The organism is Vitreimonas sp. (assembly GCF_036392335.1).
Taxonomy (GTDB): domain Bacteria; phylum Pseudomonadota; class Alphaproteobacteria; order Caulobacterales; family Aquidulcibacteraceae; genus Vitreimonas.
The window spans coordinates 1-22,443 of sequence record NZ_DASVYD010000004.1 but is presented as its reverse complement, the minus strand read 5'-3'; the positions used below and the strand labels follow the sequence as shown (position 1 = coordinate 22,443).

Genomic DNA, 22,443 nt, shown 5'->3' with positions numbered 1-22,443 from the left:
GGCATGGGGTCGATGGAGGGAAGATCGTTTGAAGTTTGTGCGTGGTTACAGCCGGCCGGAAGCCGGCGGTGCGAAATTTGGTTACCAGCGCAAAAATTTCGAAACGATCAGCGCCCCCAGCGCCGCGCATGTCGCAATCGCCACAGAATACCAAGTCGTCACAAACGCTACCGAATCCGTCGGGCAATACATCGCATACGCCATCGCGCCGATGCCGCCGGAGAGCGCGCCAATCGCCGCGCCCGCCATGGTCAAGCGCGTCGGCGCGAACGCGCGCATCAGCCACACGAGCAGGGCCGCCGTTGGCGCAGCAATCACTGGGATCAGCACCACGCACCACGGGAAGACAGCGCCGCCCATCCAGGCTTCCCAGCGCCGTTCCGGCATTTCGCCCATCAGCGCCACGATCGTCGCCAGTGCGCACAAGGCAAAGAACAACACGACCGCGCCGATGCGCCAGCCCAATGGCCGGCCTGGTCGCATCAACTGCAGCGCCAACGGTAAGATCACGACTGCCGCGGCAGCGGAGAACAATGTCTTCCACATCACCGGCATGCGCGCCGCGCCAATGTCGGGCCGCACGCCCAAACCGATCGCGACGAGCAGGGCGCCAATCCCCAAGCCAACCAGAAGCGTGATGGCCAATTTACGCTTCCAGCGCGGCTTCTCGGTGGGTTCAACGTTGCGCGAGAGCATGTCGATGAGCTGATCGGTCTTCATGACGCGCCTCCCCCGGCCATGAGACGCATCAGCGTTTTCAAGCCGCGATGGATGGAGATTTTGATGTCGGATTCGGTGAGCCCCGTCTCAGTCGCGGCGTCGCGCACGCTTTTCTCTTCGAGCTTCACCAGCTGGATCGCTCTGCGCTGCTTTTCGGGCAATTGATTGAGTAACACGCCGATATCGTGCTTGGCGTCCGTCGCTTCATAAACGGGATCGACTTCGCCGACATCGACGCCATCGAGCGAGGCATGATTTCGCCGACCGGCGCGTCGGAGAAAATCGATGAGCCGATAGCGCGCGATCGCGTACATCCAGGCCGTGAGGGGATAGGTCGGATCGTAGCTATCGCGCCGGGTGTGCAGCGCCACCAATGTCTCTTGCACCAGATCCTCGGCATCCTCGGGCCGGCTTCGCAAACGATTGCGGAAGAAGGCGCGCAACAGCGCCGCCGCTTCCGTCAGGAATGCGCGGTGGGCCGCCTCGTCGCCAGCGAGGCCCTTGAGCAACAAGGCTCTGAGTTCGGCTTCGTCCGCCATTCCCTCCAGTGTTTCATACGCACGATGATTCAGTGTGGTTACGCTTCGTCGTTCGCGATGTGAGCCTTAACTTGCATACGTTCGTGCAGCACCCGCACGACGAGCAGGTTCTCTTGAAGATGTCGAAAATAGATGACGTGTCGCTCTACCTTGCGCCTTAGAAGTCCCGGACTCACGTCGTCGCAAGGTCGTCCTAATTCGGGCTTTTGGCGTAGCTGTGAGATCGCTGCATTTATCGTTGAGAGGTAGAGATTTGCTTGCTCACGGGACCACGTTTTATGCGTGAAGGACCAAATCTCTTTGAGGTCGCGCTGCGCTTTCGGTCGAATGACGACCTTAAGCACTTTGCTCGGCCTCGGCGTTTAACTCAGACAAGAATTCATCGAAATCGAACGCAATCGGAGCGCCGCTCTCTTCGCCTTCACGGATCGCCTCACGTAACCGTTCCAGCTTGGCTTCTTCATCTTCAAGGAGGCGAAGCCCCGCGCGGATCACCTCGCTGGCGGATGCAAATCGGCCGGACGCGACTTGTTGTTCAATGAAATCATTGAAGTAGTCGCCAAGCGAGACAGACGTGTTCTTGCTCATGTCTGCAGAGTACCAAAAAATGGTATTCGCGCAACTACTGCCGCCGGAAGGGTGCTGCCGGATAGACGCCGAGCACTTTCAGCATGGACGAGAAGAAGCTCGCTTCTTCCAGCGCCAGCCGCACGTTGCGGTCTTCCGGGTGGCCCTCGACTTCGGCGAAGAACATGGCCGCCGAGAACGCGCCGCCTTCGATGTAGCTTTCGAGCTTGGTCATGTTCACGCCATTGGTGGCGAAACCGCCGAGCGCTTTGTAGAGCGCGGCGGGCACGTTGCGGACGCGGAAGACAAAGCTCGTCATGCAGGGGCCACTATCAGGCGCTGCGTCCTGCGGCTCGCGTGCGAACACAAGGAAGCGCGTCGTGTTGTGCGCGGCGTCGGCCATGTCCGGCTTGAGGATTTTCAGGCCGTAGATTTCTGCCGCCAGCGACGAGGCGAGCGCGCCGACCTTTGGATCGCCGAGTTCCTTGATCTCCCGCGCGGCGCCGGCGGTGTCGGCTGTCTTCACCGCTTCAACACCCATCGCCCGCAATTGCTTGCGGCACTGGCCCAGCGCTTGCGGATGTGAGCGCACGTGCGTGAGTCCCTCGAGCGTCGCGTTCGGCAGGCCCAGCAACTGATGCCGGATCGGCACGAAATGCTCGCCGATGATAAACAGGCCGGATTCCGGAATCAGGTGGTGTACGTCCGCGACGCGACCGGCGACGGAATTCTCCACCGGGATCATCGCGTAGCGCGCTGCGCCTTCGCTCACTGCCGCGAATGCGTCCTCGAAGCTCGGACACGGCAAGGGTTCGAGTTCCGGGAAGGCCTCACGCGCGGCGATGTGAGAGTTCGCGCCGGGCTCGCCTTGAAAAGAAATGCGGTCGTGGACAACTAGCTTTGACATGACGCGGCGAGCGTTAGCGTAAGCGCCGGGGTTCGGGTAGGGGCGTCGCCTTATGAGTTTCATCGAAAGGGCAGAGCTCGCGGTCCTGGAGCAGAACCGGCGCGCGTTGCGTGCGCTCTTGGTGACGCCGAAGGCGCGCGCGAGCGGACTGGCGAAGGTCGAGGATCTCTACATTCCCGGACCGGCCGGTCAGCTGCGTGCACGTTATTATGAGGCCGCCGACGCAGCCAACACGCCAATGACGTTGTTCTTTCACGGCGGCGGCTTCGTGACCTGTGACATCGACACGCACGATTCCATCTGTTCGCACCTCGCCAAGGCGTCCGCGGGGCGTGTGCTTTCTGTCGATTACCGGCTGGCGCCCGAGACGCGTTTCCCGGGCCAGATCGAGGACGCGCGCGCGGCGTGCGTATGGGCGTTTCAGAACGCGCAAGACTTTGGCGCGTCGCCAAACAAACTCGCACTGGCCGGCGATAGCGCGGGCGCTTACCTGGCCGCGACGATGGCGCTCGAGATCAATCGCGTGACGCCGGGCGCTGTGCCGCTACAAGTGTTGCTCTACCCGCTGGTGCATGTGCAGGATTCATTGTGGGCGGAGGAGGAATTGCGGAACTTCCGCTTCCTGGGACGCGCCGCCGCCTTTTATATCGCGCGCTTTCTGGGCGCGGAGGCGTTGCCCTCCTTGCTGGATGTCGATCTGTCGGCGGCGCCCGCCACCATCGTCGCGGGCGGCGGGCCGCTTGACCCCGTGCGCGCGGACGCGAAAGCGTTCGTCGCCAAGCTGCGCGAGGCGGGCGTGCGCGTAATCGAGCGCAAGTACGTGACGCTTACGCATGGCGGTCTCAATCTCACCGCTTCGTCCAAGACCGCGATCAGGGCGCTGGAGGAAGTTGGCGCGCTGATGCGTGAAGAACTTGCGCGCTTGTGAGTGCGGAGATCAGCGCTTGGCCAACGCAGCCCGCGCGGATTCCAAATCAGGCGGGCTATCCACGCCTTTCGGGAAATCGCTGATCGCATCCGCGCGAATGACCATGCCCATTTCAAGCGCGCGGAGCTGCTCGAGCTTCTCGCGCAATTCCAGCGGCGAGGGCGGCGCGGCGACGAAGCGCGCCAGTGCGGCGCGCTTGTAAACATAAATACCGACGTGCCGTTCGATGGGGCCGTCCCCCCACGGCGCGGGCGCGCGCGTGAAGGCGAGGCAACGGCCGTCCGCGGCGCGGATCGCTTTCACGACGTTCGGGTTCTCGCGCTCACCGGGGTCCGTCGATGGCGAAACCAACGTCGCGATGTCGGCGCCGTCGCGCAGCGCGGCGAGCGCCTTGGCGACATCTTCCGAACGCATGGTCGGCATGTCGCCCTGCAGGTTCACGGCGACATCGTAGGCGCCGCTCGGGTCGAACGCCTGTAGCGCCGCGTGCACCCGATCCGAACCGGACGGCAAATCTGGATCGGTCATCGCCACTTCCGCGCCGGCGGCGCGTGCGGCGGCGGCGACCTCCGCTTCCGCGGCGGCGACCAGAACCGGGCCGGCGTGCGCGCGCTGCGCCAGTTCCACCATCCAGGCGATCATCGGACGGCCGTGGATATCGGCCAACGGTTTGCCGGGCAGGCGGGTGGAGGCCATGCGGGCCGGGATCACGACGACGGACTTCATGGGCCTGGGTATTCCGTGCGGCGGTTCGCCGCGCAAGTGCGCCGGAGGGGCGCCAAGACGCCGCGCCCGCCTTGGCGAGCGCCCCGACGCAGGTCATAACGCCCCGAACTTTGAGCGATCGGCCATCAGGGCAGGATAATGAGCGATCTTCGGCTGAATTCGATTTTCGGGGCGGTTCTCGCTTCTGTGCTGGGTGTGATGGTGGTCGGCGTCGGCGCCGACGCGATCGTCCATGCCAATTACCCGGAGAAGGCCGGCTTCCTTCCGGAGGTCGCGGAGACTCCTGGCGGCGGCGGTCCGGCCGCGCCCGCTGGCCCGCCGGACTTTGGCCGCATCTTCGCCGATCCGGCCCAATTGGAAGAATTGATCGCCCGCGGCCAGCGCGTTTCGGCGCAATGCACGTCCTGCCATACCTTCGAGGCCGGCGGCCCGAACCGCATCGGTCCGAATCTGCACGAAGCATTCGGCCACGCGGTCGCAGCCCATGCAGGGTTTGAGTATTCAGAAGCAATGGTCGCCCATGGCGGCTCATGGGATTATTTGGCGCTCAATGATTTCCTGCGCTCGCCGGCGACGGCGGTGCGCGGCACGAAGATGGCGTTCGCCGGTCTGCGCAATGATCAGGACCGCATCGCCATGATCGCCTATCTGCGCTCGATCTCGCCGAATAGCGTGCCGCTGCCCGCGCCCTTGCCAGAAGCGGCGCCGGCCGAGGCTGCTGAGGGAGCTGAGGGCGAACAAGCAGCCGCTCCGGCGCCCGCCACGCCGTAACGACAGTCGCGCGCCAGCTGAAATGAAAACGGCGTCCTGGAGGTCCAGGACGCCGTTCTTGCATTCGTCGTATGGTCGTAGCGCTTACGACGCGACTGCGAGGGCCGGGCGGGCTTGGGCCTCGCCTTCGCCCTGCAGGATCGTCGAGCCGAGCATATCGAGGAAGGCGTCGCCCTTCTCGGTGCGCTCCACGAACACGTTACGGCCATCCTTCGGATCGCGGCGGCGTTGGACGAAGCCGAGGCGTGACAGCGTGTCGAGTGCGCGCGTGATGGCCGGCTTGCCGACGTTCAGCGTCGAGGCGAGGCCGCGCACGGTGTGCGGGGCCGGCTGCAGGCGCACCGTCATCAGCACCGCGAGTTGGCGGGCCGTCAGGTCCGGCGCATCCGAACGAACCGTCGTGACGGTAACCCGACGCCACAGGTCCAAAGCTTCTACTTGGTTTTGACCGAGCTCCATGCGGCTCCCCTTTAATTGAATCGCAAGTGGAAGATTCGCTGATTTGGGGGTCGATGCAAGACCGTAACCACAACATCTTGTGGGGAAGGCGGAATGGTTAACAATATCTATCCTTCGGAACCCGGAACGAGCCTTGTCGCGCATAGGCTTCATCGGCGCGAAATTTGGCGGCGGCAATCGAACCAAATCGAGTTGCCGCGCGACTTAAAGGGCAGAAGAGGCTGTGGCGTGAAGCGAGGCTTAGATCATGCACTGGACGATTATCTCGTTCTGCTGGCCCAAGGCGGCTCCCGCGACGCGGCCGAGCGGCTGGTGGCGCGCTGGTCGCCGAAGCTGCTCGCTTTCGCCGGGCGGACGCTTGGGGCGGTCGAGCCCGCGCGCGATGCGGTGCAGGACACTTGGGAGAGCGCTTGGCGCGGGCTCGCGCGCCTGGACGATCCCGCCCGTTTCGGGCCGTGGCTCTACGCCATCGCCGCGCGCAAATGCACGGACGCGCTGCGGACCAAATATCGCCACGCGCGCCTTGCCGACGCGGTCGGGGAGAAAAGCGAAACGATCACGTTCGCGCACGATGATGCGCGTATCGATCTTGCCGCGGCGCTCAAGCAGCTGCCGACAGAGCAGCGCGTCGCGCTCAGTTTGTTCTTCGGCGAAGACATGAGCGTCTCCGACATCGCCGCCATCACCGGCGCTCCCGCTGGCACCGTGAAATCACGCTTGTTCGCCGCGCGCCAAGCGCTGCGCAGACATTTTGGAGAAGCGAAATGAGCAATCTCGATCAAGCCATCCGTCAGGCTTTGTCGGCGGAGGACGCGGCCTTCTTGGCGCGGTTCGAAAATGAAACGCCGTTCGGCGAAGTGCTTGGCACCTTTCGCGGCCCATGGGGCGCACTCAATGTGTTCGCGGCGATCATCACGTTCGCACTGTTCGGCGCGTTTGTCTGGTGCGTCTGGAACGCGTTTGGCGTCGAGGACGTGCGCGAGGTCGTGCTTTGGAGCGCCGGCGCGTTGCTTGCGATGCTCGGCGTTGCGATGCTCAAGATCTACTTCTGGATGGACATGCACAAGAACATGATCCTCCGCGAAGTGAAGCGGCTTGAGTTGCAGATCGCGCGCTTGTCCGCACGCGACGCGGTCTAGGCGCCGCCAAATCGGCCTTTGATCACACGCCAACTCGCTCGCAACGCCTGCGCCTCGCCGCCGGCGGGGCGAGCGGGCTTTTCCTTAGGGGCCCAAGCGAACACGTCGAAATGCGCCCAAACCGGCGCACTGACGAATTTGCGCAGAAAGAGCGCGCCGAAGATGGCGCCGGCGAACGCGCCATCGCCGGTATTCTTGAGATCGGCGATGCTGGAATCCATGTCGCTGTCATAGGCGTCCCAGAGCGGCATGCGCCAAATCGGATCCGAGGTTTCGAGCGAGGCTTGCGCGAATTCCGCCGCGAGCGCGTCATCGTTGACGAAGAAGGGCGGGATGTCGGGGCCGAGCGCCGTCCGCGCCGCGCCCGTGAGCGTTGCGAAATCCAAGAGCAGCGCCGGTTTGTCTTCGCTCGCGCGCGCCAACGCGTCCGCGAGGATCAGACGCCCCTCGGCGTCCGTGTTGTCGATCTCGACCGTTAGACCTTTGCGGCTCTTGATGATGTCGCCGGGCCGGAATGAATCCGCCGACACCGCGTTCTCCACGACTGGCAAGAACAGATCGAGGCGCACGTTCAGCTTCGCTTCCATCACGATCTGGGCCAACGCCAAGGCGTGCGCCGCGCCGCCCATATCCTTCTTCATCATCCGCATGCCGGCGGACGGCTTGATGTCGAGCCCGCCCGTATCGAACGTCACGCCTTTGCCGACCAACGCCAAACGCGGCGCGCCCACGTCGCCCCAGGAAAGATGCAGCAGACGCGGCGCTTGCGCCGCGGCGCGGCCGACGGCGTGGATCAGCGGATAATTCTGCTCGATCAATGCATCGCCGACGATCGCTTCGAACTCCGCGCCATGCGCTTGCGCGATGGCTTCAGCGGCGGCGTGCAGCGCGTCTGGCCCCATGTCGTTCGTGGGCGTATTGACGAGGTCGCGCACCAGCCACGTCGCCGAAACGATGCGCGTGGCTTCGGCCATGTCGGCGCCGTCTTGCGGCGCGAGGTTGGGCGCGGGACGCTTGCGCTTCTTGTAGCGGTCGAACGCGTACGCGCCCAATCCCCAGGCAATCGCCACCTGCGTTGGCGCGAACTCGCGCGGCCCAAACGCGATGCGATAATCGCCAGCCGGCAGATGCTGCGCGAGTGCGCCCATCACGTTGACGTTCGCCTTGTCGCCGACGCCGAACAGCACCCGCTCGATGGCGCCGTCCGTCGCGGGCACAACCAGGATGCGCGCGTTCTGCGCTTGGAAGTCGTGCGCGGCGGCAAGCCGGCGCAGCGTTTCGGAATGGCGTTCGATCCACTGGCTCCATTCAGCGGTGCGGATGGCGTGGATCGGCGTGGCGGGCGCGTCTTTGTCGGTTAGGAAGGGCAGGCTGGTCATCTGAGATACCTAGTACGCCGTTAGGCGTTTGTTGAGCATGTCCGGGCAGCGTGTCCGCAATTGTTAGGATTCGTGGCCCATGTCCCGACTGCCCGCTGCTCTGATCGCGCTTTCCACGCTTGCCGCCTGCGCTACGACCGGCGACGGCGCGGGTGACTCTTCAGCAGCGCTGACCGCGGGTGCGCCCAGCGTTGACCGCCAAGCGCGGCAGCGCATCGGCCGCGAGGACATGCTGACGCAAATGGCGTTCTGGGCGGCTGAGTATCAGACCTTTCCGAACGATATCGAGGCGGCGCAACGCTTCTCCGAGGCGCTGCGAAAGGGGGGGCGCGCCGACAGGTCCGTGCAGATCGCGGCCGAGGCGCTCGGTCGTTTCCCCGAGGATACGCAATTGCTGACCACCTACGGCCTTGCGCAAATCGCCAGCGGTCGGCCGCAAGAAGCGCTTCGGCCGCTCGCGTTGGTCGCGCGCGCCGAGCCGGAGAATTGGCGCGTGCGCTCGGCTCTGGGTGCGGCGCTCGATCAGCTCGGCCGCTTCACCGAAGCACGCCGCGCCTATCAAGAGGCGTTGGCGATCCAGCCCGACGATCCCCGCGTGCTTACGAACATGGGCGTCTCGCATATCATGGCCGGCGAACCGGAGGACGCCGAGCCGATCCTGCGGCAGGCCGCCGGTTTGCCGAATGCGCCCGCCGAAGCGCGTCAAAACCTTGCCATCGCGCTCGCGCTGCAGGGGAGGTTTGATGAGGCCGAGCAGATTGAGCGGATTGATCTGCCGCCGGCGCAGGCGGCCGCGAATATGCAATATCTACGCAGTCTTTTGAGCGATCCGCGACGCTGGGGCGATCTCGGACGACCGCATTAACCCGCGCGCACCCGAACGACATCCATGCATCGTACTCGGCGGGCTGCTTAGCCGCCGCCGCCCATCATGTCCGAGACTTGGATGATGGCCGGGCCGATGATGACGGCGAACAGAACCGGCAGAAAGAACACGATCATCGGCACCGTCAGTTTCGGCGGCAGCGACGCGGCCTTCTTCTCGGCTTCGGCCAGGCGCATTTCGCGATTTTCCTTGGCCATCACGCGCAGCGCTTGCCCGACGGGCGTGCCGTATTTCTCCGCCTGCGTCAGCGCCATGGCGACAGCCTTGACGCCTGGGTGATCCGTGCGGCGGGCGAGATTTTCGTACGCCATGCGGCGCTCGGGCAAGTAGGAAAGTTCCGCCGTCGTTAGCGCGAACTCTTCGGCCAATTCCACTGAGGCCGGCGCGATCTCCTGGCCGACGCGCTGCAAGCCCATTTCCACCGACATGCCCGCTTCCACGCAGATCAGCAGCATGTCGAGACTGTCGGGAAACGCCTCCATGATTTTGGCGCGGCGAGTCTCGGCGAGGTTCTTGAGGTAAAGCCCGGGTGCGTAGAAGCCGAGCGCGACGGCGCCGACCACCGCTGCCAGCTTCATCTGCACTTGCATGTTCGCGCCGAGGATCAGCACGTAGAGCAGGGCGGCGATGCCGAAGCCGATCGGCAAGGCGGCGCGGTAGAAATAGAACATGGTCTGCGCCGCTTGGCCGCGTAGCCCGGCGCGAATGAGCTTTTCCGAGAGCGTGTCGTCGGCGAGCGCCTTCTGCAGGTCGAGCTTCTCAACGAGGCCTTTGGCGAATTGGTTGGCGCCCTTGTGCTGCAGGCCGCCGCGGGCGAGATCGGCGCGGCTGCGCTTGCGCAATTCTTCGCGCTTCTTCGCGACTTCCTTGAGCCGCGAGTCGAGCTTGTTGCTGTTCATCATCGGCGCGGCGAGCGTCATCACCGTGGCGAAGCACGCGCCGGCCGCAAGCACGGCCGCGATATTGGTGGGGTCGGTGGCGATCTTGACGAAATCCATGACGGCCCGACCTCAGAATTTAAAGTTGACCATCTTGTGCATGATGAAGATGCCCATCCCCATCATAATGGCCGCGCACATTAGGACGAAATTGCCCGTTGGATCCGTGAACAGGATCATGATGTAGGCCGGGCGCGTGAGATAGACGAGCGTCATGACGATCAAGGGTAGCGCCCCGATGATCATGGCCGACGCGTTCGCTTCAGCCGAGAGCGCCTTCACCTTTTCCTTCATCAGCTTGCGTTGGCGCAGCACGGTGGAAAGGTTGCCGAGCGATTCTGAAAGATTGCCGCCGGTCTTCTGCTGGATCACCAGCACGATCGCGAAGAAATTCACTTCCGGCAGCGGCATGTTCTCATAAAGACGCTGCATGCCGACTTCGAGCGGCACGCCCATGGCTTGACCGTCGACCAGCGCCTGGAATTCGCTCTTGATCGGATCGGGACTTTCGGCGGCGATGATGCGCAAGCATTGGTTCAGCGGCAGACCGGATTTCACGCCCCGCACGATGATGTCGATAGCGTCCGCGAGCTGGTTTGCAAACACCTTCTGGCGCTTGCTGACGAGCATGCCGAGCACCCAGCGCGGCAGGCCCAGAAAGCCGATGAAGAAGCCGAGGCCCGCGCCGAGCGGTCCCTTGATGAAAAAGCCGACGGCGGCGAGCAGGAGGCCCACCACGGCGGAGATGATCCAGAACGTGGTCGGCGTGGCGGTCAGCCCCGCTTGCGCAAGCAGGCCTTTGATCGAGTGGCGGCGCTTGCGCGATTGCTTTTCGTTGGCCGAGAGCTCCTTGAGCGCTTCTTGCGTCGATTGGCGGCGCTTCAGCGCCGCACTGTCGGCGGTTTGCTTGCGCTTGTCGGCGTTACGCGCGCTCGCGACGGCTTTCACCCGCTTGGAGGCCGCAGCCGGTTGACCGCCGCCGGTGAAGGCGAGGCCCAGGCCGCCAATCGCGACGAACGCCAGAATGGCGGCGATCAGCGTCGGATCCATTAGGCGTTCTCCGCTTCGTCGAGGGCCTGCGCGAGTTCTTTCTCGAGGCCGAAATAACGCGCGCGTTCCCAGAAGCGCGGACGGCCGACGCCCGTGCCCTTGTGACGGCCAGTGATGCGGCCGTTCTGGTCCTCGCCCTGGATCTCGTAGAGCAGCAGGTCCTGCGTGATGATCGTATCGCCTTCGAGGCCGAGCACTTCGGTGATCTGCGTGATGCGGCGCGAACCATCGCGCAAGCGCGCGGCCTGGATCACGACGTCGACCGCAGCGACGATGATTTCGCGGATGGTCTTCGGCGGCAACGAGAAGCCGCCCATCGTGATCATCGATTCAAGACGGGAAAGGGCTTCGCGCGGCGTGTTGGCGTGCAGCGTGCCCATCGAGCCGTCGTGGCCGGTGTTCATGGCTTGCAGCAAGTCGAACGCCTCGCTGCCCCGGACTTCGCCGACGATGATCCGTTCCGGACGCATACGCAGGCAGTTCTTGACGAGATCGCGCATCGTCACCTGGCCCGAACCTTCCAGGTTCGGCGGACGTGTTTCCAGGCGCACCACGTGCGGCTGCTGCAGCTGCAATTCGGCGGCGTCTTCGCAGGTGATGACGCGTTCGGTCGGATCGATGAAGGCTGTCAGCGTGTTGAGCAGCGTGGTCTTGCCCGAACCCGTACCGCCAGAGATCAGCACGTTGCAGCGGCAAGCGCCGATGATCTGGAGAATTTTCGCGCCGGCGGGCGAGATCGAGCCGAACTCCACCAGGTTGGAGAGCTTCAGCTTGTCCTTCTTGAACTTCCGGATCGTGAGCGTCGGGCCGTCGATCGCCAGCGGCGGCACGATGACGTTGACGCGCGACCCGTCCGGCAAGCGCGCGTCGCAGATCGGTGAGCTCTCATCAACGCGGCGGCCGACTTGGCTGACGATGCGCTGGCAGATGTTCATCAGCTGACCGTTGTCGCGGAAGCGGATGCCGGTCTTGGAGATTTTACCGCTGACTTCGATAAACACGGCGTTGGCGCCGTTGACCATGATGTCGGCGATGTCGTCGCGGGCGAGCAATGGCTCCAGCGGGCCATAACCCAGGACGTCGTTGCAGATGTCGTCGAGCAGGGCTTCCTGCTCGGCGATCGACATCACGACGTTCTTGATCGAGATGATCTCGGCGACGATGTCGCGAATTTCGTCGCGTGACGATTCCGGATCGAGCTGCGCCAGCTGCGTCAGGTCGATGGTCTCGATCAGCGCGTTGAAGATCGTCGATTTGACGCGGTAATACGCTTCAGAGCGATATTCGGGACCGTCGGCGACCTCGGCCGACGCTTGCATGCGTGCGTTTGTGCTCGGCGCTGGGGCTGGCGGCGGTGCGGTGGGACGCGGTGCGGCCGGAGCCGCGGCCGGGCGCGCCGCAACCGGCGCCGGAGCGGGGCGGGCGGCTGCGGGCGGCGCGGCCGGTCTCGCCGCAGGCGCTGCGGGCGCTGTGGGCTGCGCGCTCTGCGCTCCGTCCAGGCTTCGCTTTCCGAACATTCAAAACCCTAGCGCTTCAGGAACGGAATCTTGTCCGCCAGAGACGCTTTCTTGGTCTCGACCGGTTTGCGACCCGTAAGCGACGCGGCCAGCGCGTCGATGGCGAGCGCGGTCTTCGACTGCGGCGCCACTTCGCCGATCATCTGGCCATTATTGGCAGCCATACCGAACAGCGGAGGGTCGAATGGGAATTGGGCGATCGGCTCGGCGCCGAGCGCTTCGGCGAAATCCTTGAACGGGATTTCAGGACGTTTGGGCACGCCGACCATCGACAGCACCACTGTTGGCGGCGAGTCGTAGGGGCGCATGGCCTTCAGCAGGTCCATAATGTTCTTGGTGTTGCGCAGGCTGGCCAGATCCGGGCCGGCGACGATGATTGCATCGTCCGCCGCCAGCAACGTGTGTTTCACCCACGACGTCCACACGTGTGGCAGATCGAGCACCACGTAGGGGCTTGTACGCCGAACGCGGTCGATCACCATTTCGAAGGATTGCGTATCGAGTTCGAACTCGCGTTCCAACGTCGCCGGAGCGGTCAGCATCTGCAGGCGCTGGGTTTGCTTGGTCATGACGCGTTCCAGGAACACGTCGTCCACGCGGTCCGGCGCGAGCAGGGCGTCGGCGATGTTCTGCTGCGGGTCTTGGTTGAAATCCAAGGCCGCGGTGCCGAAAGAAAGATCAAGGTCGAGCAGGGTGGCGCTCGATTCCTGACGCTCCGCGATCGACCAAGCGAGATTATGGGCGATAGTGGAGGCGCCGATGCCGCCGCGTGCGCCGATCACGGCGACAACGCGCCCAGCGAAGGGTTTGTCCGGATTGACGTAGAGTCCGCAGATGGTGCGGATCAAGTCGAGGGACTGAAGCGGCGGCACGATGTATTCGCTGACGCCGCGCGCCATCAGCTCGCGGAAGAGCGCGATGTCATTCACCGCGCCGACAATCACGACCTTCGTACCCTGCTCGATCACCTCGGCGAGGCGGTCGAGGTTCTGCAGCATCAGCGGGCCCTGCTGGATCGTGTCGATCAGCAGCAGATTGGGGCTGGCCTGGCTGGCGAAGCGCAGGATCGCAGCGTCGATGCCGCCGCCCTCAACCGTAATCTCCGCGCGCGCCATGCGGCGATCAACGGCGATGCCGCTCACCATGTCGGCGATCTCGGGACGATCGCAGGCCGCGTGAATGGTGATGCGCGGCACCGGCTGTTCGGTGATCACGCCCAATTCGCGCGGCAACACCGGCGTTGCGATGATGGGCGCGCTTAGGGCGAGCGAGTCATCGGCCGCGAAAGCCGTCTGCGCTGCGCTTTCGTTCGCGGGCGCTGGCGGCGGCGCTTCGTTGTCGAAGGGCGGCAGATCGCCGCCTTCGAGCTCGCCCAGGCCAAAAGTGTCGTCGTCTTCGAGAACGAACTCGTCGTCCGTGCCGAGGCTCCACGCTGGGTCGGGATTGGAATGGTTCATGGCCAGTCCTATTGCACCGCGTTGCTGATGCTGACGCGTTCGTCGGGTGTGCGTTCGGCGTGGGTTTGCGCGCCCTCGCGATACGCTTCCATAACCGTGCTGCGGCGATTGCTGTCGCGCGGATCCATGTCGCGCGGGCGCAGCAGGTCGGCGGGATCTTCGATCATGGCCGCGAGATTGGCGTTGGTGGCGCAGCCGAAGCTTGCCCATGGCTGGTTGTTGCTCTGGTGCGCGAGGTCCTGTTCCCAAAGGGGCGCGCATTCCGGCGCCTCAGCCTCGAAGCGCGCGAAGCTCAACACGATCGGCGCATCACCTGCGCCGGCTGCGTCGTAGGTGGAGCCGGCGACGGCGACGTAGGAAACACCTGCTTCGACCAACGCCATGCGCGTTTCATTGGCCAGCAACGAAGCCGCGTCGGAATTGGCCGCGTTTGACGGCGTGCTCATGATCAATGCGCCATGACCGTAGCGCAAATAGCCGCTGGCGAAGTTGCGCACCTGCGCGCGCGCGCCTGGCGACAGCGTCGCATCGCCCGCGGCGACCGGGATTTCCACGCGCTCTGCGGCTTCGGTGACTTGGATACGGTGGCGATCCGCGGCGCTGGCGACGGGCGGACCTTCCGGCGTCGGCACGCTGGCGCAGGCGCTGAGCGCGCTCAAACCGATAACTAGGAGGGGCAAGCGGGATTTCATGGCGCGCCTCATTCGATAACGTGGCCGTGCGGACCTTGCAGGCGGCCTTCATTGTTGGCGCTGCGCGAGCCGGTGGCGGGGCGATAGAGAGAATTCAAACGGCCGGTGAGCAGGCTTTCGCCTTCGCTCGGATTCATGAAGCCATCCGCCGGCGTCCGCAGATTCTCAGGCGACGTGGGGCGCACGAGATAGGGCGTGGCGATGATCACGAGTTCAGTCTCGTTGTTGATGAAATCGCGCGAGCGGAACAGTGAGCCCAGCACCGGGGTGTTCATCGCGCCTGGCACGCCTTCGACGGCGTGGCGCGTGCGTTCTTGAATGAGGCCGGCGAGTACGATGGAGCTGCCCGAGGACATCTCAACGGTGGTTTCAGCGCGGCGTACCTGCAGCGCCGGAATGTTGATGCCGCGAATGATCGTCGTGGTGCCGTCGGCGTTGCGGATCGGCACGTCGCCAGTCGAGATCGCGCCGTCCGAGGTGAGCTCGCTGACTTCCGTCGCGACCTTGAGAGAGATGCGGCCGCCCGACATGACAACCGGCGTGAAGGCGAGGCCGACGCCGAAGGGTTTGAACTCGACCGTGATCTGGCCGTCGTCGGAATTGACCGGGACAGGGAATTCGCCGCCGGCGAGGAAGCGCGCGGCTTCGCCGGAGATGGCGGTGAGGTTCGGTTCGGCCAACACGCGCAGCAAGCCCGCGCGCTCAAAGGCTTCGATCGAGGCGTCTGTTTGGCGATTGGTGGTCGTATTCGCCGGGCCGTACGTGGTGACATCGTCGACCGGATCAAGCGTGCCGCCGTTGTCGTAAGAATAGCCGCCGACGCCGCCATTGCCAGGCGATGTGCCGCTGCCCGCTGTACCGCTCGGATAGGTGAGGGAGCCGGGCGTCAAGATGTTTTCCGCGACGCCGCCTGACCCAATCAGACCGCCGAGAATCTGACCGTTGATCGAGAAGCCGTTTTGTGTGGCGATCGAGACGAAGGCGTCCTCCGGCAAGAGACGATTGATCATCTCCTCGTAATTGCCGTTGATGCCCAGCTGGCGCACCAGTGTGCGGCTCATCTCCACGACGCGCACGCGCACGAGCACCTGCTCGCTGCCTTGCACCTGAATCAGATTGACGACGCGGTTCTGCCCCCCGGCGTTCGCGCCGCTCGTGGTCAGGTATTGGGTTGCGATCTGTTGCGCGCGATCGGATTCCGAGGCGCTGCGCGCGTTGCCGGAGAGCAGGATCGAACCGTTCACGGCCTCGGCGCGGAGATTCGCGTCCGGCGCGTGGCGGCGCAGAATGTCGTTGAGCGGCTCGACGTCCGGCTCAACACGGATTTCGACGTTGGCGATCTGCCGGCCATTGGCGTCGAAGAAGAAGATGTTGGTTTGTCCCAGCGCGCGGCCGATCACGTAGGCGCGGCGCGCCGTGCGCACGGTGGCGTCGGCGATCGAGGGATTGGAGATCAGCACGTCGCGCGCGTCGGCGGGTAGATCGATGATGGCCGATTTGCCGAAGGGCAACACGATCGAGGCCGATTGGGCGCCGCCGCCATGATTGATGCGCATGGAAGAGGCGCTCGGCGGCTCCACCTGCGCGGCGGCGTAGCCCGGCGTCAACGCGATGCCGACGGACAATGCCGTGGCGAGCGTAACGCGAAGTGACTTTGCGGAGTTCATCAATTGCCCCCGACGACCTCGCCATGCGCGTGAATGCGCACGGCGCCGGATTCCTGACTGATGCGGTTGCGGGCGTTGCCGCCGGTGCGCATGCCAACGGTTTCAGCCTGCACGCCGCGCAGCGCGAGACTGACGTCGCCGAGCTCGGTCGCCATGGCCAGCGCGCGCGCGTCTTCGGCGGCGAGCTCAAGCACCGCGACGCTGGCGTTGATCTTCGCGGGTCCGTCTTCGCCCGTCGTTTGCGGCTGGGTGTTCTCGCCGAGCGCGAGCACGCGCACGTCTTCGAGCACGATGTCAGTGCGAACCTGACTCGCCCCATTGGGCGTATGCGTCACGAGAACGTCGACATGATCATTGGGCTGGATAAAGCCGCCCGCGGCGGTTTCCGGACTAATTTCAATCGCGACAGCGCGGAAGCCCGGTTGAAGTTGCGCCGCCATGAAACCGCGGCCCTCCGGCTGAATAACGGAGCCCGCGGTGATCGGCTCGCCGGCCACGAACGGACGACGCGTCACCGCGCCAACGTAATCCGCTTGCGCCGACGGCTGCGCGGAAATGCGGACATAGGCTTGCGAGACAGAATCCGCAGGGAACGAGGCGACGCCGAGATCGCTCGGGGTAAGCGGCGCGCCCTGGGCGACGTCACGCGTCACGACGAGTACTTGCTCGCCCGCAATGGCGGCGACTTCGGCTTCGGCTGGCGCGCGGTCGCGCGCGCTCATCACGCCGCGGATGAGCACGAGCGCCAAGATCGCTGCGACTGCGGCGACGGCCAGGACGATCAGCTGACGGGCTGACATATTCTTCTACTCCCGCGCGCTGGACCCAAATCAGCTTGGCGACCAGATCACGCTCATGGCTAAGGCAGGGTTAACGAATGGAACCGCTCGAACAGCACCGGCGTGGACATCAACCCGCCGGCCATGATCGCGAGGCCGTAGGGAATGCCCTGCTGCTCCTTGAGCAAACGATTAACGAAAGGTGGATTGGTTTCTGTTTGTTTGATGAATTGGCGCGCGGCGAGTAGCGAGGCGGCGAGCAATCCGCCGACGACCGCAGTCCAGAAAATGAAGGGCGTGAAGGCGGCGATGCCGGTCCATAGCGCGGTCGCCGCGATCAGCTTGGCGTCGCCGGCGCCGAACACCTTGGCTTGGAAAAGGAAGAACCCGACGATCAGGACGGCGAAGCCGAACAGGAAATGCCAACCCAGTTCTTGCCAAGGCATTCCGAGCGCGAGCGCGAGTGCGGTGAACCCGACGACGAGCGCGATCGAGACCCAATTGGGGATCGTATAACTCGTGACGTCCGAGGCTGCCGCGTAGATCAGAAGTCCCGCGAAGACGATCAGCGCAAGTAGAACCAGCATGCGGCAGATGTTGATCTGCGCCGCCATAAGAAACCTTTAAAAGAAGCGGGATTTGGCGGCAAAGTTCGGCAAAACGCTAACCAGTGTTGCGCAAAGAAAAACGCCGCCTCGAGGAGGCGGCGTTTCGAGAGAGGAGGGGAATAAGGGCGTGGCGAGGCCGCGTCGCGCGGCCCCGCCGAACGCTATTAGTTGGCGGCCGGAGCAGCCGAGTCGAGCGTTTCGGAAATGCCCGTGAAGGTCGAGTCGAGGCTGCCGCCCAGCGCGGTCACGGCGGCGATGATCGCGACGCCGATCAGAGCGGCGATGAGGCCGTATTCGATCGCGGTGGCGCCGTCTTCGTTCTTCAGGAACTTCTTCAGAGAAACCATTGTCATACTCCAACTTTGTCGAGTGCTTTTTTACCGGCCCGGCAAAGCGTCGCACCCGACACCCATACCAGACGCTCGCCGACATTAGCGCGACGCTGTTAATGTTCCGGCCTATGAAAATAGTGAAAATAACGTTTACCGCGAATGTGCTTTTCGCGCTTTCCACGACATCTATTCACCACGGGTGCGTGCGTGGGTTTTAGCGATGCGGAAACGTTTGACGCGTAGCACCTATAAAGAATGTGTGTTGGAAGGATCCGGCCGATGCGCGCCTTGCGCCTAGTTGTTGCTCTTGTTGCGACGGCTCTTGTGGTCTTTACGTCCGGCCCCGCGCTTGCGCGTGATATCCGCGTGGCGCCGGATCAGGCTTTTCCCATTCGTTTGGCTGAGCCAGCCGAAGGCGTCGCCATCGGCAATCCGGCAATCGCCGCAGTTACGGTCCAGAATGACCGCTTCTTGTTCGTCACCGGCCGCACCTATGGCTCGACCAATCTTGTCGTCGTCGGTGAAGGTGGGCGCGTGCTTTATTCCGGGCGCGTGGTCGTGACCCCGGACGAGACCGACGTGGTGATGGTGACGCGCGGCGTTGAAACGGCGCGGCTTGAATGCACGCCCACGTGCCGGGCGCGTCCCGAAGCGCTAGCCGGGAACTAATTCGGCCATTTACCACCTCTTTTGACGGTTTTTCAGCCTTCCTTGGATACGCTTGGCGTTCCGGAGGCGAGGCATGTTTGCGCCAATGAAATTCCTGCGCCGTTTCGCCCGCAACAAGCAGGGAACGACGGCGATTGAGTTCGGGCTCGTCGCCGTGCCCTTCTTCATGATCACCGTCGGCATTGCCGAAATCGCCATGATGGGCTTGGCGCAGACCAATCTCGATTACGCGACAACGGAAGCGGGCCGCGAAATCCGCACGGGGCGCGCACAGCTCGGCGGCGTCTCGGCCGAGGAAGCCAAGCTTGAGGTCTGCCAGAACTTCAGCCGGTTCATGACGCTCGATTGCGATTCAAATCTTTTTGTCGACGTGCGCCGTTACGACGCCTTCACCGACATCGAAACCGATCCTCCGGTGGTGAACGGCGAATTGCAGACCGAGGGCTTCGCGTATGAGCCTGGCGCGCCGTCCGATATCGTCGTCGTGCGCACCTATTATCGCTGGCGCATGCTGACGCCGATGTTCGACCGCCTGCTGGCCGACATCAATGGCGGCGAGCGCCTGATCGTCTCGACCATGATGTTCCGCAACGAGCCGTACGAAGCGGAGCCGATCACATGAGCATGATGTCAAGGCTCCGGCATTTCGGTCGCGCAACGGGTGGCGTGGCCGCGCTCGAGTTTGCGATTCTCGCGCCGATGATGGTGTTTCTGCTGCTGGGTTCGATCGAACTCATCGACATGGTGACCACCAATCGCCGGGTGCAGAACGTGGCCGCCTCGGTGGCCGATGTGATCTCGCGCGACACTTCCGTGTCCGACGATGAGATCAGCGGGCTGTGGCGCGCGACGGAAGTGCTGATGTTTCCTGAGAGCGTTTCCACGTTGCGGACCCGGGTGTCCAGCGTAAGCATTATCGATAGCTCGACGGCGCGCGTGGTCTGGAGCGAGGGGTATGGCTTGACGGCGCGTGTGTCCAACTCGACGGTCGAGCTTCCGGACGCGATGATGATCCCGGGCACGAGCGTCGTCTTCGCCGAGACCGAGTTCGATTATCAGCCCGTCATCGGAATCCTGCGCACGAGCAATATGCGGATGGGGCACGACGCCTACCGTCGCTCGCGCCTTGTCGACCCGATCGCGCGCGCCAATTGAGTCGCCTCTTGACGGCGCACGCTTTATGGCGATGCTCCGGCGATGGAACAGCCTAAAACTCCGATCGAAGCCGTCGATCTTCTTGAACGCCTTTACGCGCGGGCCGTCAGCGCACTCACCGAATCCATCCGCCGCTTCGCCGAGACCGGCGTGCCGCCGACCCCCGACGAGCGCGCGCTGTTTCGCTATCCGGAATTGCGGGTCACGTATTTGAGCGGCGGGCGCGTGCCGAAGCTGGCGCGCGCCTATGGTCAATTGATGTGGCCGGGCGAGTACGGCGTGACCATCACGCAGCCCGCCTATTTCCGTCGCTACCTGCTCGAGCAATTGGAATTGCTGGTTGAGGATTATGGCGCCGAACTCAGCGTCCGCATTTCCGGCTCGGAGATTCCGTACTCGTTCGTGCTCGACGCCGCCGGCGCGGCCGCGTTCGAGAACGTGCCGGCCGAAGATCTCGCGCGCCACTTTCCCGCGCCGCGTCTGGCGCAAGTGGGCGATGCGGTGGTCGATGGTCTGCGGGTGGAGCGCCTCGATGGCATGCGGCCGCTGGCGTTGTTCGATGCGCCGCGCATCGATTATTCGCTGAAGCGCATTCAACATTATACCGGCGCGCCGTGGAGCGATGTGCAGCCCTGGATTTTGTTCACGAACTACCAGCGCTACGTGGAAGAATTCGTGCGCTGGGCCGCGGCGGCGGTGAAGGACGGTCCGAAAGGGTGGGCGCTTTCGTGCCCTGGCAATGTGTTGATCGAGAGCGGCGACCCGGACGCCGAAGCCAAGGCGCTCGATGCGCCTTGGCGCAAATATCAGATGCCGGCTTATCATTTGAAGACGCCGGACAGCGACGGCATCACGCTGGTGAACATTGGCGTTGGCCCGTCGAACGCGAAGACGATCACCGACCACCTCGCGGTGTTGCGTCCGCATTGCTGGTTGATGATCGGCCATTGCGGCGGACTTCGCCACACGCAGCGCATCGGTGATTACGTGCTGGCGCACGCCTATTTGCGGCGCGACAAAATTCTCGACGATCGCGTGCCGCTCGAAGTGCCGATCCCGGCGATCGCGGAGATTCAAATCGCCTTGCAGCAGGCGGCGACGGCGATCGTCGGCGGCGGCGACAAGGAAGAATTGCGGCGTCGTTTGCGCACGGGCACGGTCGTCTCGTACGCGGATCGCAATTGGGAGCTGAACTACAATCAAGAGCGGCAATTGCTGAGCCAATCACGCGCCGTGGCGGTGGATATGGAGAGTGCCTGCATCGCGACGCAGGGTTTCCGCTTGCGTGTGCCGTATGGCGTGCTGCTCTGCATCTCGGACAAGCCGGCGCACGGCGAAATCAAACTGCCGGGCGTTTCCGATCGTTTTTATGACAGCGCGATCGGCGGCCATTTGCGGATTGGTCTGGAGACGATCGCGCTCCTGAAGCAGAACCGGGACCGGCTGCACTCGCGCAAATTGCGGGCGTTTGACGAGCCGCCGTTCAGATAGGGACTGGGGGTTGGGGATTGGGGACTAGGGATTGTGTTTAGGGCAGCGGGACGCATTGCATCGCTAATCCCCAGTCCCTAATCCCTATCCCCATGACACCTGATCGCCTGATCCCGTTCGACCGCGTTCTGAATTTCCGCGATTTTGGCGGCTATGACACCGCCGACGGCCAGCGTGTGGCGCGCGGCAAGCTCTATCGGTCGGCCGCGTTCAATGACGCAACGGAAGCGGACATCGAGCGGCTGCATGGCATGGGCATTCGCTTCATGGTCGATCTGCGCCGGCCGGAAGAGCGCAATCGCGAGCCGAACAAATGGCCGGGCGATCGCGCGCGCGTGATCATCAACAATGAAGGGCCGCAGGATGGCTTGCCGCCGCACCTGCAGGCCCTGATGCAAGACGACATCACGCCCGAGAGCGTGACGAGCTATATGCACATGCTCTATCGCGAGTTCGCGTCGAACCCGCGCCATATTGACCTTTATCGCAATTGGTTCGCGGAGCTTGTCGAAGGCGGGCCGGGCTTGATCCATTGCGCGGCGGGCAAGGATCGCACGGGTTTGGGTTGTGCGCTGACCTTGATGACGCTCGGCGTGCCGGAAGAGGCGGTGATCGCCGATTATGAATTCACCAACGCGGCGATCAATTTGGATGAGCGCTTGAACCACATCCACGATCGTCTGCAGGTGCGCTTGGGGCGCGAACTCGATCCGGAAGCATTGAAGCCGATGCTGGGCGTGCACGTGGAATATTTGCGCACGGCGTTTGATGCAATCGACGCGGAATTTGGCTCGGCCGATGCGTATGTGACCGAGGTGCTGGGCGTTGGCGCGCGTGAGCGGGCGGCGCTGCGGAAGAATTATCTGGAATAGGCGCGCGCGTGTGTTCGCGTCGTTCTGCTGAACGCGCGTTCTGCAATGCTCCCCGATGATGGCGCTTCAGCTTGAATCGGCGCGCGCGGCGAACAGCGCGCGGGCGCCGAGCCAGCAGAGCTTGCCGGCGTCGCCTTGGAGGCGGCCGTCGACATAAACCGAGCGCGGTTGGCGCTTGAGCGCGACTTTGGCGAT

General features: G+C 63.8%; 26 protein-coding genes and 1 pseudogene. 10 read left to right on the top strand and 17 right to left on the bottom strand.

Annotation, left to right across the window (positions count from 1 at the left end):
* Positions 1-81: 81 nt before the first annotated feature.
* From VF769_RS00865 to VF769_RS00850, 5 genes are read right to left on the bottom strand one after another with little or no spacing between them, the layout of a single operon-like run.
* Positions 82-720 (bottom strand): DUF1109 domain-containing protein, encoded by a 639-nt coding sequence (locus tag VF769_RS00865; protein ID WP_331006479.1) that lies wholly within the window; start codon positions 718-720, stop codon positions 82-84.
* Entirely contained in the window at positions 717-1,259 is a 543-nt protein-coding gene (locus tag VF769_RS00860; protein ID WP_331006478.1) for a sigma-70 family RNA polymerase sigma factor, read from the bottom strand. Before VF769_RS00860 ends, VF769_RS00865 begins: the two co-directional genes overlap by 4 nt.
* Positions 1,260-1,297: 38 nt before the next feature.
* Positions 1,298-1,603 carry a type II toxin-antitoxin system RelE/ParE family toxin gene (locus VF769_RS18510; protein ID WP_414731753.1) on the bottom strand — a complete coding sequence of 102 codons (306 nt, stop codon included), beginning with the start codon at positions 1,601-1,603 and terminating at the stop codon, positions 1,298-1,300.
* Positions 1,596-1,847, bottom strand: a complete 252-nt coding sequence (locus VF769_RS00855) for a type II toxin-antitoxin system ParD family antitoxin (protein ID WP_331006477.1) — start codon at positions 1,845-1,847, stop codon at positions 1,596-1,598. The genes VF769_RS18510 and VF769_RS00855 overlap by 8 nt, the downstream gene beginning before the upstream one ends.
* A 34-nt stretch (positions 1,848-1,881) precedes the next feature.
* Complete coding sequence (locus VF769_RS00850) at positions 1,882-2,733, bottom strand: prephenate dehydratase (RefSeq protein ID WP_331006476.1); 852 nt, start codon at positions 2,731-2,733, stop codon at positions 1,882-1,884.
* Positions 2,734-2,785: 52 nt separating this feature from the next.
* Here VF769_RS00850 and VF769_RS00845 point away from each other — a divergent pair, with 52 nt between their 5' ends.
* Positions 2,786-3,661, top strand: coding sequence for an alpha/beta hydrolase (locus VF769_RS00845; protein ID WP_331006475.1), 876 nt, complete (start codon positions 2,786-2,788; stop codon positions 3,659-3,661).
* 9 nt (positions 3,662-3,670) lie between these two features.
* Here the strand turns inward: VF769_RS00845 and VF769_RS00840 are convergent, their stop codons facing one another.
* Positions 3,671-4,387, bottom strand: coding sequence for a 3-deoxy-manno-octulosonate cytidylyltransferase (locus tag VF769_RS00840; protein ID WP_331006474.1), 717 nt, complete (start codon positions 4,385-4,387; stop codon positions 3,671-3,673).
* 138 nt (positions 4,388-4,525) lie between these two features.
* Here VF769_RS00840 and VF769_RS00835 point away from each other — a divergent pair, with 138 nt between their 5' ends.
* A complete protein-coding gene (locus VF769_RS00835) occupies positions 4,526-5,158 on the top strand; it encodes a cytochrome c family protein (protein ID WP_331006473.1) in 633 nt (210 codons plus the stop codon).
* Positions 5,159-5,242: 84 nt separating this feature from the next.
* On the opposite strand, the gene VF769_RS00830 is transcribed toward VF769_RS00835, so the two are convergent.
* On the bottom strand, positions 5,243-5,617 hold the full coding sequence (locus tag VF769_RS00830; protein ID WP_331006472.1) for a MarR family transcriptional regulator: 375 nt from the start codon (positions 5,615-5,617) through the stop codon (positions 5,243-5,245).
* A gap of 228 nt (positions 5,618-5,845) precedes the next feature.
* On the opposite strand from VF769_RS00830, the gene VF769_RS00825 reads away from it, so the two are divergent.
* Positions 5,846-6,385, top strand: a complete 540-nt coding sequence (locus VF769_RS00825) for a sigma-70 family RNA polymerase sigma factor (RefSeq protein WP_331006471.1) — start codon at positions 5,846-5,848, stop codon at positions 6,383-6,385.
* Positions 6,382-6,756 carry a DUF6768 family protein gene (locus tag VF769_RS00820; protein WP_331006470.1) on the top strand — a complete coding sequence of 125 codons (375 nt, stop codon included), beginning with the start codon at positions 6,382-6,384 and terminating at the stop codon, positions 6,754-6,756. The genes VF769_RS00825 and VF769_RS00820 overlap by 4 nt, the downstream gene beginning before the upstream one ends.
* Here the strand turns inward: VF769_RS00820 and VF769_RS00815 are convergent.
* Positions 6,753-8,135: a leucyl aminopeptidase family protein gene (locus VF769_RS00815; RefSeq protein WP_331006469.1), complete on the bottom strand. Its 1,383-nt coding sequence runs from the start codon at positions 8,133-8,135 to the stop codon at positions 6,753-6,755. The two genes, VF769_RS00820 and VF769_RS00815, sit on opposite strands and share 4 nt — an antisense overlap.
* A 79-nt stretch (positions 8,136-8,214) precedes the next feature.
* On the opposite strand from VF769_RS00815, the gene VF769_RS00810 reads away from it, so the two are divergent.
* Complete coding sequence (locus tag VF769_RS00810; RefSeq protein ID WP_331006468.1) at positions 8,215-9,000, top strand: tetratricopeptide repeat protein; 786 nt, start codon at positions 8,215-8,217, stop codon at positions 8,998-9,000.
* A 47-nt stretch (positions 9,001-9,047) separates the two neighbouring features.
* Here the strand turns inward: VF769_RS00810 and VF769_RS00805 are convergent, their stop codons facing one another.
* The 9 genes and pseudogenes from VF769_RS00805 to VF769_RS00765 all read right to left on the bottom strand — a co-directional run bounded on the left by VF769_RS00805 (position 9,048) and on the right by VF769_RS00765 (position 18,076).
* On the bottom strand, positions 9,048-10,019 hold the full coding sequence (locus tag VF769_RS00805) for a type II secretion system F family protein (RefSeq protein WP_331006467.1): 972 nt from the start codon (positions 10,017-10,019) through the stop codon (positions 9,048-9,050).
* Between the two features lie 12 nt (positions 10,020-10,031).
* Positions 10,032-11,009 carry a type II secretion system F family protein gene (locus VF769_RS00800; RefSeq protein WP_331006466.1) on the bottom strand — a complete coding sequence of 326 codons (978 nt, stop codon included), beginning with the start codon at positions 11,007-11,009 and terminating at the stop codon, positions 10,032-10,034.
* Positions 11,009-12,526, bottom strand: coding sequence for a CpaF family protein (locus VF769_RS00795; protein WP_349258068.1), 1,518 nt, complete (start codon positions 12,524-12,526; stop codon positions 11,009-11,011). The genes VF769_RS00800 and VF769_RS00795 overlap by 1 nt, the downstream gene beginning before the upstream one ends.
* An 8-nt stretch (positions 12,527-12,534) precedes the next feature.
* Entirely contained in the window at positions 12,535-13,983 is a 1,449-nt protein-coding gene (locus VF769_RS00790) for an AAA family ATPase (RefSeq protein ID WP_331006464.1), read from the bottom strand.
* 8 nt (positions 13,984-13,991) lie between these two features.
* Entirely contained in the window at positions 13,992-14,675 is a 684-nt protein-coding gene (locus tag VF769_RS00785; protein ID WP_331006463.1) for a CpaD family pilus assembly protein, read from the bottom strand.
* Positions 14,676-14,683: 8 nt separating this feature from the next.
* Complete coding sequence (locus VF769_RS00780; RefSeq protein WP_331006462.1) at positions 14,684-16,342, bottom strand: type II and III secretion system protein family protein; 1,659 nt, start codon at positions 16,340-16,342, stop codon at positions 14,684-14,686.
* A 92-nt stretch (positions 16,343-16,434) separates the two neighbouring features.
* Positions 16,435-17,142 (bottom strand): annotated as a pseudogene (gene cpaB, locus VF769_RS00775) (Flp pilus assembly protein CpaB); the annotation flags it as partial.
* 59 nt (positions 17,143-17,201) lie between these two features.
* A complete protein-coding gene (locus VF769_RS00770) occupies positions 17,202-17,735 on the bottom strand; it encodes an A24 family peptidase (RefSeq protein ID WP_331006460.1) in 534 nt (177 codons plus the stop codon).
* A gap of 158 nt (positions 17,736-17,893) precedes the next feature.
* Entirely contained in the window at positions 17,894-18,076 is a 183-nt protein-coding gene (locus tag VF769_RS00765; protein WP_331006459.1) for a Flp family type IVb pilin, read from the bottom strand.
* A 264-nt stretch (positions 18,077-18,340) separates the two neighbouring features.
* Between VF769_RS00765 and VF769_RS00760 the strand changes: the two genes are divergently transcribed.
* The 5 genes from VF769_RS00760 to VF769_RS00740 all read left to right on the top strand — a co-directional run bounded on the left by VF769_RS00760 (position 18,341) and on the right by VF769_RS00740 (position 22,248).
* Complete coding sequence (locus VF769_RS00760; RefSeq protein ID WP_331006458.1) at positions 18,341-18,730, top strand: pilus assembly protein N-terminal domain-containing protein; 390 nt, start codon at positions 18,341-18,343, stop codon at positions 18,728-18,730.
* 73 nt (positions 18,731-18,803) lie between these two features.
* Complete coding sequence (locus VF769_RS00755) at positions 18,804-19,352, top strand: TadE/TadG family type IV pilus assembly protein (protein WP_331006457.1); 549 nt, start codon at positions 18,804-18,806, stop codon at positions 19,350-19,352.
* Positions 19,349-19,885: a TadE/TadG family type IV pilus assembly protein gene (locus VF769_RS00750; RefSeq protein WP_331006456.1), complete on the top strand. Its 537-nt coding sequence runs from the start codon at positions 19,349-19,351 to the stop codon at positions 19,883-19,885. The genes VF769_RS00755 and VF769_RS00750 overlap by 4 nt, the downstream gene beginning before the upstream one ends.
* 42 nt (positions 19,886-19,927) lie before the next feature.
* The gene (locus VF769_RS00745) at positions 19,928-21,376 is read left to right on the top strand and encodes an AMP nucleosidase (protein WP_331006455.1); all 1,449 of its coding nucleotides are present in this window, start codon (positions 19,928-19,930) and stop codon (positions 21,374-21,376) included.
* A gap of 92 nt (positions 21,377-21,468) precedes the next feature.
* On the top strand, positions 21,469-22,248 hold the full coding sequence (locus VF769_RS00740) for a tyrosine-protein phosphatase (RefSeq protein ID WP_331006454.1): 780 nt from the start codon (positions 21,469-21,471) through the stop codon (positions 22,246-22,248).
* The last annotated feature ends 195 nt before the right edge of the window (positions 22,249-22,443 follow it).